The following is a 13257-nucleotide window of genomic DNA, read 5'->3' as shown; positions in this document are numbered from 1 at the left end:
GTTGCGGTTGCTGGAAAAATAGTTAGCCAAGCATCTACTTTTCACATGGCACGCTTTTTTTGTGGCGAGGGGATTTATCCCCGCTGGGGGGCGAAGCGGCCCCAAGCTTTTGCGAGCGCTGCGCACTCGAGCGGGGATAAATCCCCTCGCCACAACAGTGCACTCCTCAAGATTCAAGAAATCTTGGCTTAGAGCAGGATTGCAGCACTGAGACAACCTGTCACGCGACAAAAGACCACGCCGTCCGGCGGCCATAATGCGACTACTCTTTGAGCATTGCTTGATCCAGGTCAATACCCTTCGGGGGCTTGGGCTGGCGGCCATCCGGCCACGTTCCTGCGTTGTGACGGTTTAAAAAAAGAACGATTTGAAAAGCATCGCACTCCATATCCCTGGAGGTTGCGATGCAAGCCCCGCCCGCAGCCGGTTTTACCTGACAGAGGAAGACTTATGTTCGGTTTGGAGGCGCTCGATCTCGCCCGAATCCAGTTCGCGTTCACCATCTCGTTCCATATCCTGTTCCCGGCCATCACCATCGGCCTGGCGAGTTACCTGGCGGTACTCGAGGGCTTGTGGCTCAAGACCCGCGACGACACCTACCGCGACCTGTACCACTTCTGGTCGAAGATCTTTGCCGTCAACTTCGGCATGGGTGTGGTATCCGGTTTGGTCATGGCCTATCAGTTCGGCACCAACTGGAGCCGTTTCTCTGACTTTGCCGGTGCGGTCACCGGGCCGCTGCTGACTTACGAGGTGCTCACGGCGTTCTTCCTCGAAGCCGGGTTCCTGGGGGTGATGCTGTTCGGTTGGAACCGCGTCGGGCGTGGTCTGCATTTCTTTTCCACAGTCATGGTAGCGATCGGCACGCTGATTTCGACGTTCTGGATCCTGTCCTCCAACAGCTGGATGCAGACTCCCCAGGGCTACGAAATCATCGATGGCCGGGTCATCCCGGTGGACTGGCTGGCGGTGGTGTTCAACCCCTCGTTCCCCTATCGCCTGTTGCACATGTCCACGGCAGCGTTTGTCGCCACGGCGTTTTTCGTCGGTTCGTCGGCGGCCTGGCACTTGTTGCGCGGTCGGGATACCCCGGCCATTCGCCGCATGCTCTCGATGGCGATGTGGATGGCGTTGCTGGTGGCGCCGATCCAGGCCGTCATTGGCGACTTCCATGGCCTCAACACCCTCAAGCATCAACCGGCCAAGATCGCGGCCATCGAAGGTCACTGGGAAAATGTCGGCAATGAGCCTACCCCGCTGATCCTGTTTGGCTGGCCGGACATGCAGGCGGAAAAGACCCGGTTCGCCGTGGAAATCCCCTACCTGGGCAGCCTGATCCTGACCCACAGCCTGGACAAACAGGTGCCGGCCCTCAAGGAGTTCCCGCCTGAAGACCGACCGAATTCGACCATTGTGTTCTGGTCGTTCCGGATCATGGTGGGCCTGGGGCTGCTGATGATTTTCACCGGTCTGTGCAGTCTCTGGTTGCGCCGCAACGACCGGCTCTACCAATCCCGACCGTTCCTTCACATGGTCTTGTGGATGGGGCCGTCCGGCCTGATCGCGATCCTTGCTGGCTGGTTCACCACCGAAATCGGTCGCCAGCCCTGGGTGGTCTACGGCCTGATGCGCACGGCCGATGCTTCCTCCGGCCACAGCTTTGCGCAGATGAGCATCACGCTTGTGCTGTTCGTCGTGGTGTATTTCGCGCTGTTCGGTGCGGGGCTGAGCTACATGATGCGCCTGGTGCGCAAAGGGCCGGAAGCCCATGAAGATGAGCCGGCCGACGGTGGCCCGGGTCAGAAACGTACCCCGGCCCGTCCATTGTCGGCCGCCGATGATGGCGACGACGAAGTGGACCATAACGACAGCTCGCACAAGGGGAATTGAGTCATGGGTATTGATCTTCCGCTGATCTGGGCCGTGGTCATCATCTTCGGCATCATGATGTACGTGATCATGGATGGCTTTGACCTGGGGATCGGCATTCTTTTCCCCTTCATCAAGGCCGAGCGTGATCGTGACGTGATGATGAACACCGTAGCGCCGGTCTGGGACGGTAACGAAACCTGGCTGGTGCTGGGTGGCGCGGGCCTGTTCGGGGCGTTTCCGCTGGCTTATTCGGTGGTGCTTTCGGCGCTGTACCTGCCGCTGATCCTGATGCTCATCGGGCTGATTTTCCGCGGCGTGGCCTTTGAGTTTCGCTTCAAGGCCAAGGCTCACAAGCGCCATCTGTGGGACAAGGCGTTCATCGGCGGTTCCCTGACGGCCACCTTCTTCCAGGGGGTGGCGTTGGGGGCGTTCATTGATGGATTCGAAGTGGTCGATCGCCAGTTCGCCGGCGGCTCCCTGGACTGGTTCACACCGTTCACCGTCTTCTGTGGCCTGGCCTTGATCGTCGCCTACGCCTTGCTCGGCTGCACTTGGCTGATCATGAAAACCGAAGGCAAGTTGCAGGAGCAGATGCATAACCTGGCCAGGCCGCTGGCGTTCGGGGTGCTGGCGGTGATCGGTATCGTCAGTATCTGGACTCCGCTGGCTCACGCCGATATCGCGGCGCGCTGGTTTACCCTGCCGAATCTGTTCTGGTTCCTGCCGGTGCCGATCCTGGTGCTGGTGACCATGTACGGGTTGTTTCGCGCCGTTGCCCGCAACGCCAACTACACGCCGTTCATTCTGACGCTGGCGCTGATCTTCCTCGGTTACAGCGGTCTGGGCATCAGCTTGTGGCCGAACATCGTGCCGCCATCCATCTCCATCTGGGACGCGGCATCACCGCCACAGAGCCAGGGGTTCATGCTGGTCGGGACGCTGTTCATCATTCCTTTGATTCTGGTGTACACCTTCTGGAGCTACTACGTGTTCCGAGGCAAGGTGACCCATGACGACGGCTACCATTGATTGACCAGCGAGGCATTGAAAATGGCCAAGCCTGATTTGAAAGACATCGAAGCGGCTGAAAAGAAGCCGCTCTGGCAGCGACTTGGCTGGCTGGCGCTGATCTGGGCCGGCAGTGTGCTGGCCCTGTTTATCGTCGCCAGCCTGATGCGGATGTTCATGAACGCCGCAGGGCTGACCACCCACTGACGCTCCCGGGCAGGGTCAAATTATTTGCGGGCCTTGAGGATGACGAATTTCGGGGTTGCGGCCACTTGTTCGACCCCCCGGAACAACCGCGCCAGTTTGCTGTGGTAGCCCAGGTGCCGATTGCCGACGATGTACAGCGCGCCGCCGACCACCAGTGCTTCGCGCGCCTGCTGAAACATCCGCCAGGCGAGGAAGTCGCCCACCACCTGCTGTTGGTGGAAAGGCGGATTACACAGCACTACATCCAATGACTGCGCCTCTTGCCCGGCCAGACCGTCCCCAGCTCGTATGGTCACCTCACGCTCGCCCAGGGCGGCGCGCCAGTTCTCGGCGGCCGACTGCACGGCCATGTACGATTCATCCACCAGGGTGTAGTGGGCCTCGGGATTCTGCAGGGCGCTGGCGATTGCCAGTACACCGTTGCCGCACCCCAGGTCCGCGACGCGGGCGGTGCCCAGGTTCTTTGGCAGATGCGGCAGAAATGCCCGGGTGCCGATGTCCAGGCCTTCGCGACAGAACACGTTGGCGTGGTTGAGCAATTCGATCTTTGGCTCTTCCAACCAATAGCGCGTGGGGTAGGGGGATGCGGTCGGCACTCGGGTTTCTGGCTGGAGCGCTTCTGGCGTGGCGATCAACAAGCGAGCTTTTTTCACTGCCAGCGAGGCCTGCACCGGGCCAACGTAGCGTTCCAGCAGGTCACCGGCGGCCCGTGGCAGATGCTTGACCATCGCAGCAGCAATCACCTGGGCGCCGGGGGCCAATTGGCCTTGCAGGCGAATCAACTGTTCTTCCAGCAGGGCCAGGGTTTTCGGCACTTTGATCAGGACGCGGTTGAAAGGTCCGGTCAACGGTTCACTGGCCGGCAACGTCGGCACTGCATCAAAGGGCAGGCCGTTGCGCACCAGGTTTTTCTCCAGCGCCTGCAAGGCCAGGTACGAGTCGCTGCTGCTGATGACTTCAACCTTGCCGGCAAGGCTCGCCGCCAGGGCACCAAAGCTGTCATTGAGGACCAGGACCCGGGTATCGGCGAGCGGCTGTTGCTCGGCCAGATACGCGAGCAGGTATTCGTCGGCTGCGTCAAAGGCTTGCAGCGGTTCGTTCTGCTGTTCGGGTTGGCGGATCAGGTCAAGTTGGGCGAAGGGACTGTCGAGCAAGGGCATGGCTGGGACTCTGGAGATCAACGAATGTCCCGCTGCCCCGGGGCAGGTGTCTCAGCGGGACCGCCTGAATGAACTTCGTCGCGTACTGGGCGCGTCATCATTCAAGTGGAGCCGTAAATGGTACGTTTTTTTTCCAGGCATTACTCGCGGGTTTTTTCAGGTTGGTAAGTGCGCCGCACGGTTCAGATCACATGGATGTGGGCCGCCTTGGCTACCGCTGAGATTTTGTTGTTGACGTTCAGCTTTCGCATGCAACTGCACACATGGAAGTTCACGGTGCGCTCGGAGAGGCAGAGGATTCTGCCCACTTCCGAAGCCGTCTTGCCTTCGGCCGACCACCTCAATACTTCGATCTCTCTGGGTGATAAATGACATTTTTGTGGAGTCGCGGCAGCGTCAGCCAGTTTTTTGCTGGCCAGCGCATGCAATCTTTGACTGGCGAAAATGGCATAGCCCAGATTTGCGTAATGCTCGTCGATATCGATGGGGCAATGAGTCCGAGCCAGGCTGAAAAGGCTGCAGTGTGCCCCCTGTTCATCATGAACGGCCTGGGTCCAGCCATACTTGAGTCCCTGACGATTAAGTTCTCGCCACAACTTGGGGGCCTGAGCAAAAACAGTCTCATCCCACAAGATTGGAAGCGGTGATTGATTGCAATGTGCTACTAGTGGGTCGTTCGATGCATAGCCGTTCTGTTCATATAGTCTGTCCCATCCATAAGGGTAGTTATTCAGGTTTACCTTGTTGGTATGCTTGTCCGGGCTTCCGAGATAGGCTGAGAATGCACAATATTCAAATCCCTGATTGTTAAAGAAATTCAGGACTAGACGATAGGCCGTCTGTAAGTCCTTTTCACAGGATAACTTCCTCAACAGCAAGTCCTTCCACTTGTCCATCGCTCTCTCCTGGGTTGAGTTCGTCCATGCGGATCCAATCCATGATGCGAATTTTTAGTGTAGGACTATTCTTAAATTGCAGTGAGCTTTTTTTTATTTGCTTACAGTTTGAAATGTTTAAGAAATAAACTTTTTGAGTATGATTTTACAGTTGGGATAGTTTTGTATAAGTCTGGTAGAAGATATGCTCGGCGACGGAGGCATTAGTAGCTAAAGTGCCACTACTCGTTGTCAGTGGTGAAGGGGCTCACTTTGCGGGACACTGTAAGTCTTGTCTCGTTGGAGTGGCTCATGATCGACAGCTCAGAGAAGTTCACCCGTCAAACCTTGCTCGATGTGCAGCCCGTGGCACCTCATTTGTTTACGTTGCGTACCACACGGGATCGCGGTTTTCGTTTTCGGGCGGGGCAGTTCGCCCGGCTCGGGGTCGCTAAAGCGGATGGCACCATCGTTTGGCGGGCATATTCCATGGTGTCTTCGCCGTTCGATGAATTCCTCGAGTTTTTTTCCATCGTAGTACCGGACGGCGAGTTCACCAGCGAACTGAGTCGGCTGCAGCCAGGCGACAGCCTGCTGGTTGATCGCCAGGCCTTTGGCTACTTGACGCTTGATCGTTTCGTTGACGGGCGCGATTTGTGGCTGCTGTCCACGGGAACGGGCGTCGCACCGTTCCTCTCGATTCTCCAGGATTTCGAAGCATGGGAAAAATTCGAGACGATCGTCCTGGTGTACAGCGTCCGCGAGGCACGGGAGCTGGCATATCAGGAGCTGATCAAAGGGTTGAGCCAGCGCGACTACCTGGCCGGCTACGCCCACAAGTTTCGTTTCATCGCGACCGTCACCCGTGAACAGCATCCCGGTGCGCTCAGCGGACGAATCACGACACTGATCGAAAATGGCGAGTTGGAAAGGGCGGCTGACATCGAGCTGACGCCGGAACACTCGCGGGTGATGTTGTGCGGCAATCCGCAGATGATCGATGACACGCGCAAGCTGCTCAAGGCCAGGGGCCTGCAACTGAGTCTCAGCCGTCGGCCAGGTCAGGTGGCCGTGGAAAACTATTGGTAGAAAAGGCGCCTGTGGCGAGGAGATAAAAACCCACGCCACAGGCGGCGAAGTGTGAGTCAGGGCCTCTCGTTCTGGGCCTTGAGCAGGTCGCGAATTTCGCTCAGCAACAGTTCTTCCTTGGTCGGAACCGGTGGCGCGCTGGGAGCAACGGCTTCTTCGCGCTTGAGACGGTTGATGGCCTTGACGCCCATGAAAATGGCGAACGCCACAATGATGAAATCAATGGTGCTTTGAATGAATTTGCCATAGGCCAATACCACCGCCGGCGCATCGCCTTGTGCCGCCTTGAGTGTGATGGCCAGGTCGCTAAAGTCCACCCCGCCAATCAAAAGGCCGATCGGAGGCATGATGACGTCGCCAACGAAGGACGAAACGATTTTGCCGAAAGCAGCACCGATAATGATCCCGACGGCCATGTCGACGACATTGCCTTTGACCGCGAAGGCCTTGAACTCGTTAATCACGCCCATGAGTTGTTCCTTGTGACAGATGAAGTGGATGGTGGCAGTGTAAATCAGCCAAACGCGTCCTGCTCGAAACGCCTGCTTACAAAGCTTCAGTTATCGACTCGGGACAGGAGGAAAAGTTTACAAAGTGCCATCAATCGCGCGTGATACGCGGTCCCGAGCCGATTCCCTATAAGGATTTTTCTATCGGATCGGTGCGGCATTTCTATTTAGGTTTTTCTTTTTAGAGCACTAGCCTCTGCAAGGCGCACATGGATGCGCTCTATAACATCAGAGGAAACGCCTATGAACATTTCCCTTGGCGGCGGGACTTTCACCCCTCGCCGTGCTTTTTTTGTGCTCACCGCCAGCCTGTTGTCCTTGTCCGTCAACGCGGCCACCCTGACCCGCGATAACGGTGCGGCTGTGGGCGACAACCAGAACTCGCAAACAGCCGGTCCTAACGGGCCGACCTTGTTGCAAGACGTGCAACTGATCCAGAAACTCCAGCGCTTCGACCGCGAGCGCATCCCCGAGCGCGTGGTGCATGCACGAGGAACCGGCGCCCATGGCACATTTACAGTCACCGACGACCTCAGTGATCTGACCAAGGCCAAAGTCTTCGCCGCTGGCCAGGCCACGCCGGTGTTCGTGCGTTTTTCTGCTGTAGTGCATGGCAACCATTCGCCGGAAACCCTGCGTGACCCCCGTGGCTTTGCCACCAAGTTCTACACGGCCGAGGGTAACTGGGATCTGGTGGGTAACAACTTCCCGACCTTCTTCATTCGCGATGCCATCAAGTTTCCAGACATGGTCCATGCTTTCAAACCCGACCCTCGGACCAACTTGGATGATGACGCCCGCCGTTTCGATTTCTTTTCTCACGTGCCCGAAGCAACGCGCACGCTGACCGAGTTGTATTCCAATTCCGGCACGCCGGCCAGTTATCGTGAAATGGACGGTAATGGTGTGCATGCCTACAAGTTGGTGAATGCAAAGGGTGAAGTTCACTACGTAAAGTTTCATTGGAAAAGTTTGCAGGGCCTGAAAAATCTCGATCCGAAAGAAGTTGTGAAAGTTCAGGGGCAAGATTACAGCCATATGACTAACGATCTGGTGAGTCATATTAATAAGGGCGACTTCCCGAAATGGGACTTGTACGTTCAGGTGCTGAACCCGCAGGACCTTTCCACGTTTGATTTCGATCCTCTTGATGCGACAAAAATCTGGCCGGGTGTGCCTGAACGCAAAGTCGGGCAAATGGTTTTGAACCGTAACCCGGCGAATGTTTTCCAGGAAACCGAGCAAGTGGCGATGGCGCCGGCCAATCTTGTTCCGGGCATCGAGCCGTCGGAAGATCGACTGTTGCAGGGGCGGGTGTTCTCCTATGCCGATACGCAAATGTATCGAGTAGGACCCAACGCGCTTCAGTTGCCCATCAATGCGCCGAAGGTGGCGGTCAACAATGGCAACCAGGACGGCGCGATGAATTCGGGCGCCACCAGCACCGGCGTGAATTATCAGCCGAGCCGCCTGATGCCTCGCCAGGAACAGCCAACGGCACGCTACAGCCAGACCGCGCTGACTGGCAGTACCCAGCAGGCGAAGATCCAGCGTGAGCAGAACTTCAAGCAAGCCGGTGACCTGTACCGCTCGTTCAACCAGAAAGAGCGCAATGACCTGATCGAAAGCTTCGGCGGATCGCTGGCGACCACCGATGAGGAGAGCAAGCACATCATCCTGTCGTTCCTCTACAAGGCTGATCCTGAATACGGCACCGGTGTAGCCCGTGTCGCCAAAGGCGATCTGACCCGGGTCAAGGCGCTGGCGGAAAAACTCAGCGACTGATCCACAGCCTGGCACGTGCATAACCCGTGGGAGCAAAGCTTGCTCGCGAAGCAGGCGCTGCGGTCTGAAGCCAGACCGAGTCGTCTGCGTTGCGGGCAAGCCATGCTCCCGCAACCCTGCATCTACAGCCTTGCGCCAAGGAGACGTCATGCTGCGTAACTTCCTGTTTTCGATGCTCGCAATCGGGTCGTTGAGCGTATGGGCCGATCAGCCCATGCCCACCGACCCGGTGGTTGTACAAGAGCAGTTGCAAACTTATTACTTCGACGCCGCCCGGCGGGGCGACGTGCCGATGCTCGAGACCTTTATCGAGGCTGGTTACTCGCTCAACACCCAGGACGAAAAAGGCTACACCGCGCTGATCCTGGCCGCTTACCACGGCCATGGCGCGGCGGTGGAGCGGCTGCTGGCCGCTGGCGCCGATGCCTGCACCCAGGACAACCGGGGCAACACGGCGCTGATGGGCGCCATTTTCAAGGGCCAAGTGCAGATCGCGCGCCGTTTGTTGTCCACCGATTGCAACCCGGACCAGCGCAACGGCGCCGGACAGACCGCAGCGATGTACGCCGGCCTGTTCAAGCGCGTCGAGTTGCTCGACGCCTTGGCGGCCAAAGGGGCGGACCTGCAGGCCCAGGATCCGCTGGGCAATACCGCGGCGAACCTGGCCAACGGTGAAATCAGAATGCCGGCCCCGCGCTGACCCCCGCGTGGGCTATCATCGCGGTTTTTATCCCGGAGTTCAGATGGCCAAGGCAAAGCGCATGTATGGCTGCACCGAGTGCGGCTCGACCTTTCCCAAATGGGCCGGCCAGTGCAGTGAGTGCGGTGCCTGGAACACCTTGACCGAAACCATGGTGGAGAGTGGCGGTGCCGCAGCCCCCACCGGTCGCACGGGGTGGGCCGGTCAGCAGGCGCAAATCAAGACCCTGGCCGAAGTCAGCGTCGAGGAAATTCCACGGTTTTCCACCGCGTCCGGCGAGCTGGACCGCGTATTGGGCGGTGGTCTGGTGGACGGTTCGGTCGTGCTGATTGGCGGGGACCCGGGCATCGGCAAGTCCACCATCCTGTTGCAAACCTTGTGCAACCTGGCCACGCGCATGCCGGCGCTGTACGTCACTGGCGAGGAATCCCAGCAGCAAGTCGCCATGCGCGCCCGGCGTCTGGGGCTGCCCCAGGATCAACTGCGGGTCATGACCGAGACGTGCATCGAAACCATCATCGCCACGGCCCGCCTGGAAAAACCCAAGGTCATGGTGATCGACTCGATCCAGACGATTTTCACCGAACAACTGCAATCGGCGCCGGGCGGCGTGTCACAGGTGCGTGAAAGCGCGGCGTTGCTGGTGCGGTATGCCAAGCAGAGCGGTACGGCGATTTTCCTGGTGGGCCACGTCACCAAGGAAGGCGCGCTGGCAGGCCCGCGGGTGCTGGAGCACATGGTGGATACCGTGTTGTATTTCGAGGGCGAATCCGACGGTCGCCTGCGTTTGTTGCGGGCAGTGAAGAATCGCTTTGGCGCCGTCAATGAATTGGGTGTGTTCGGCATGACCGACAGAGGCTTGAAAGAAGTCTCGAATCCTTCGGCGATTTTTCTCACGCGCGCCCAGGAAGAAGTGCCGGGCAGTGTGGTCATGGCGACCTGGGAAGGCACCCGACCGATGCTGGTGGAGGTTCAGGCGCTGGTGGATGACAGCCATTTGGCGAACCCGCGTCGGGTCACCTTGGGGCTGGATCAGAATCGGCTCGCCATGTTGCTGGCGGTCCTGCATCGACACGGTGGCATTCCTACCCACGATCAGGATGTTTTCCTCAACGTGGTGGGCGGCGTCAAAGTATTGGAAACCGCGTCTGACCTGGCGTTGATGGCGGCGGTCATGTCCAGCTTGCGCAATCGGCCGCTGCCCCATGATCTGCTGGTGTTCGGTGAAGTGGGGCTGTCGGGGGAAGTCCGGCCGGTGCCCAGCGGACAGGAGCGGCTCAAGGAGGCGGCCAAGCACGGTTTCAAACGCGCCATCGTGCCCAAGGGCAACGCGCCGAAGGAAGCGCCTGCCGGGTTGCAGATCATTGCCGTGACTCGCCTGGAACAGGCGCTGGATGCATTGTTCGAATAACTCCGAGGCCTGCTGCGTGGTGCAGGGTTATTCAAATATGTACCAACGCCGCCAATTCCCGCTCAAGCTCAGCCTGATCGGCGAGGTTCAACTCCACCAGCCGGCGCAGATGGGCGATGGAGTCCAGGTCGATATGCTCGCAGACAAAGCCCAGATGGCCATGGTCGTCGTGGGTCAACCGAACCTCCATCTGCACTTCCACGTCGTTGCTCAAGTGAATGTCGGCTACGAAAGTCTTCTCGGGATTGCCAAGCCAGGGCTCGGGCTTTTTGATCAGCAGGCCCTTGAGAGACAGGTCCAGCAGTTCGACCGGCCAAGTCAGTTTGTCCTCGTCCTTGCCCTGACTCAGCTCGGTTCGGGCATGGAACTCGATTCGTACGAAGCGGCGGCGTTCGCTCATTACGTATTCCTTTCTGAAGATTGATTGACTATAGACCCAACTGGCGCGCCGTCGTCACCGTTGGGCTGCTGGCAGACAAATGTCGGGGGTGGCCTTTGTTCTCGTTAGCGCTAAACTCCGATGGCTGTCTTTCTTGTCCCCCTGGCCGGAATATAAAAATGACAAATAATAATAGCCTGCTGCGCCACATACCCTGGCTACTGCTGGCCGTCTTGGGAGCGAGCGCCCTGGGCGTCGTGGCATTGCGTCGGGGAGAGGCGATCAACGCCCTCTGGATCGTCGTCGCAGCCGTGGCCATCTACCTGGTCGCCTACCGCTACTACAGCCTGTTCATCGCCAATAACGTGATGCAACTCGATGCGCGCCGGGCCACCCCCGCCGTGCTCAACAACGATGGCCTGGACTATGTCCCGACCAACAAACACATCCTGTTCGGCCACCARTTCGCGGCCATTGCCGGTGCGGGGCCGCTGGTCGGGCCGGTACTGGCGGCGCAGATGGGCTACCTGCCCGGTACGCTCTGGCTGATCGCCGGGGTGGTGCTGGCCGGTGCCGTGCAGGACTTCATGGTCCTGTTCCTGTCCACRCGTCGRAACGGTCGCTCCCTGGGCGACATGGTCCGCGAAGAGATGGGCCGCGTTCCRGGCACCATCGCGCTGTTCGGCTGCTTCCTGATCATGATCATCATCCTCGCGGTGCTGGCGCTGATCGTGGTCAAGGCCCTGGCCGAGAGCCCGTGGGGGATCTTCACGGTGATGGCGACCATCCCGATCGCGATGTTCATGGGCATCTACATGCGCTACATCCGCCCGGGCCGCATCGGTGAAATCTCCCTCATCGGCGTGCTGTTGCTGCTGGGTTCGATCTGGCTCGGCGGGCAAGTGGCCGCAGACCCGGTCTGGGCCGAGGCCTTCACCTTCACCGGCGTGCAAATCACCTGGATGCTGATCGGCTACGGTTTTGTTGCCGCGGTGTTGCCGATCTGGCTGATCCTGGCGCCGCGCGACTACCTGTCCACCTTCTTGAAGATCGGCACCATCGTCGCCCTGGCGATCGGCATCCTGGTCACCATGCCCGAGCTGAAAATGCCGGCACTGACCCAGTTCACCGACGGCACGGGCCCGGTGTGGAAGGGCGGATTGTTCCCGTTCCTGTTCATCACCATCGCCTGTGGCGCGGTTTCGGGTTTCCACGCGCTGATCTCTTCGGGRACCACGCCGAAGATGCTCGATAACGAAGTCAACGCCCGCTACATCGGTTACGGCGGCATGCTGATGGAGTCGTTCGTYGCCATCATGGCAATGGTCGCCGCTTCGGTGATCGAGCCGGGRGTGTACTTCGCCATGAACAGCCCGGCGGCGATCGTCGGCGGTGATGTGGTGAGCGTGGCGCAGACTGTCAGCAGCTGGGGCTTTGCAATCACCCCCGAAGCGCTGCAGGCGGTGGCCAATGACATCGGCGAGACCACCATCCTGGCCCGTGCCGGCGGTGCGCCGACGCTGGCGGTGGGGATCGCGCAGATCCTGCACTCGGTGTTGCCGGGTGAGAACACCATGGCGTTCTGGTACCACTTCGCAATCCTGTTCGAGGCGCTGTTCATCCTCACGGCGGTAGACGCCGGCACCCGTGCCGGGCGCTTCATGCTGCAGGACCTGRTGGGCTCGTTCGTKCCYGCCCTCAAGCGGACRGAATCCTGGGTRGCCAACCTGATCGCCACCGCCGGCTGTGTGGCGCTGTGGGGCTACCTGTTGTACCAGGGCGTGATCGATCCGCTGGGCGGCATCAACACCTTGTGGCCGCTGTTCGGCATCTCCAACCAGATGCTGGCCGGTATCGCCCTGATGCTCGGCACCGTGGTACTGATCAAGATGAAGCGCCAGCGCTACGTCTGGGTGACCATGCTGCCGGCGGTCTGGCTGCTGATCTGCACCACCACGGCGGGCCTGATCAAGCTGTTCGACGCCAACCCGGCGATCGGCTTCCTGGCCCTGGCGCGCAAATACAACGATGCCCTGGCCGCCGGCCAGATCCTGGCCCCGGCCAAGAGCATCGAGCAGATGCAGCACGTGGTGTACAACGCTTACACCAACGCAACGCTGACGGTGTTGTTCCTGCTGGTGGTCTTCAGCATCCTGTTCTACGCGCTCAAGGTCGGCATCGCTGCCTGGGGTCACAAGGAACGCACGGATAAAGAAGCSCCCTTCCAGGCCGTGCCGGACGCCTGAATCGAGGATTGCAACG

At 59.3% G+C, this 13257-nt stretch carries 12 protein-coding genes; 8 read left to right on the top strand and 4 right to left on the bottom strand.

Translation table 11 applies throughout. The features are described 5' to 3' along the window. The first annotated feature begins 450 nt into the window (after positions 1–450). Genes CRX69_RS23765 through CRX69_RS23755 form a run of 3 tightly spaced genes read left to right on the top strand, consistent with a single transcriptional unit; the run spans position 451 to position 3087 of the window. The gene (locus CRX69_RS23765; RefSeq protein WP_047229575.1) at positions 451–1890 is read left to right on the top strand and encodes a cytochrome ubiquinol oxidase subunit I; all 1440 of its coding nucleotides are present in this window, start codon (positions 451–453) and stop codon (positions 1888–1890) included. Positions 1891–1893: 3 nt separating this feature from the next. Next, positions 1894–2901, top strand: coding sequence for a cytochrome d ubiquinol oxidase subunit II (cydB, locus tag CRX69_RS23760; RefSeq protein WP_047229576.1), 1008 nt, complete (start codon positions 1894–1896; stop codon positions 2899–2901). Positions 2902–2922: 21 nt separating this feature from the next. Continuing rightward, positions 2923–3087, top strand: coding sequence for a DUF2474 domain-containing protein (locus tag CRX69_RS23755; protein ID WP_076386412.1), 165 nt, complete (start codon positions 2923–2925; stop codon positions 3085–3087). Between the two features lie 20 nt (positions 3088–3107). Here the strand turns inward: CRX69_RS23755 and CRX69_RS23750 are convergent, their stop codons facing one another. Both CRX69_RS23750 and CRX69_RS23745 read right to left on the bottom strand, forming a co-directional pair. Continuing rightward, positions 3108–4247 (bottom strand): methyltransferase, encoded by a 1140-nt coding sequence (locus CRX69_RS23750; RefSeq protein ID WP_107322962.1) that lies wholly within the window; start codon positions 4245–4247, stop codon positions 3108–3110. A 182-nt stretch (positions 4248–4429) separates the two neighbouring features. Next, positions 4430–5143 (bottom strand): autoinducer binding domain-containing protein, encoded by a 714-nt coding sequence (locus tag CRX69_RS23745; RefSeq protein ID WP_047229578.1) that lies wholly within the window; start codon positions 5141–5143, stop codon positions 4430–4432. 291 nt (positions 5144–5434) lie between these two features. Here CRX69_RS23745 and CRX69_RS23740 point away from each other — a divergent pair, with 291 nt between their 5' ends. Then, positions 5435–6211, top strand: coding sequence for a ferredoxin--NADP reductase (locus tag CRX69_RS23740; protein WP_047229579.1), 777 nt, complete (start codon positions 5435–5437; stop codon positions 6209–6211). Positions 6212–6267: 56 nt separating this feature from the next. Here CRX69_RS23740 and mscL read toward each other — a convergent pair whose 3' ends face one another. Then, positions 6268–6681, bottom strand: a complete 414-nt coding sequence (mscL, locus tag CRX69_RS23735) for a large-conductance mechanosensitive channel protein MscL (RefSeq protein WP_047229580.1) — start codon at positions 6679–6681, stop codon at positions 6268–6270. Positions 6682–6963: 282 nt separating this feature from the next. Here mscL and katB point away from each other — a divergent pair, with 282 nt between their 5' ends. From katB to radA, 3 genes are all read left to right on the top strand, one after another. Then, positions 6964–8505 (top strand): catalase KatB, encoded by a 1542-nt coding sequence (katB, locus tag CRX69_RS23730; protein WP_047229581.1) that lies wholly within the window; start codon positions 6964–6966, stop codon positions 8503–8505. Positions 8506–8653: 148 nt separating this feature from the next. Continuing rightward, positions 8654–9205 (top strand): ankyrin repeat domain-containing protein, encoded by a 552-nt coding sequence (locus CRX69_RS23725; RefSeq protein ID WP_370695174.1) that lies wholly within the window; start codon positions 8654–8656, stop codon positions 9203–9205. A gap of 43 nt (positions 9206–9248) precedes the next feature. Then, positions 9249–10616 (top strand): DNA repair protein RadA, encoded by a 1368-nt coding sequence (gene radA / locus CRX69_RS23720; protein WP_030140305.1) that lies wholly within the window; start codon positions 9249–9251, stop codon positions 10614–10616. A gap of 31 nt (positions 10617–10647) precedes the next feature. Here radA and CRX69_RS23715 read toward each other — a convergent pair whose 3' ends face one another. After that, entirely contained in the window at positions 10648–11016 is a 369-nt protein-coding gene (locus CRX69_RS23715) for a PilZ domain-containing protein (protein ID WP_107322961.1), read from the bottom strand. A gap of 158 nt (positions 11017–11174) precedes the next feature. Between CRX69_RS23715 and CRX69_RS23710 the strand changes: the two genes are divergently transcribed. Then, positions 11175–13241: a carbon starvation CstA family protein gene (locus CRX69_RS23710; RefSeq protein WP_107322960.1), complete on the top strand. Its 2067-nt coding sequence runs from the start codon at positions 11175–11177 to the stop codon at positions 13239–13241. Positions 13242–13257: the final 16 nt, after the last annotated feature.

Origin of the sequence: Pseudomonas rhizophila, from assembly GCF_003033885.1 — a bacterium.
GTDB classification, from domain to species: Bacteria; Pseudomonadota; Gammaproteobacteria; order Pseudomonadales; family Pseudomonadaceae; genus Aquipseudomonas; species Aquipseudomonas rhizophila.
This window is presented reverse-complemented; position numbering and strand designations above follow the sequence as displayed.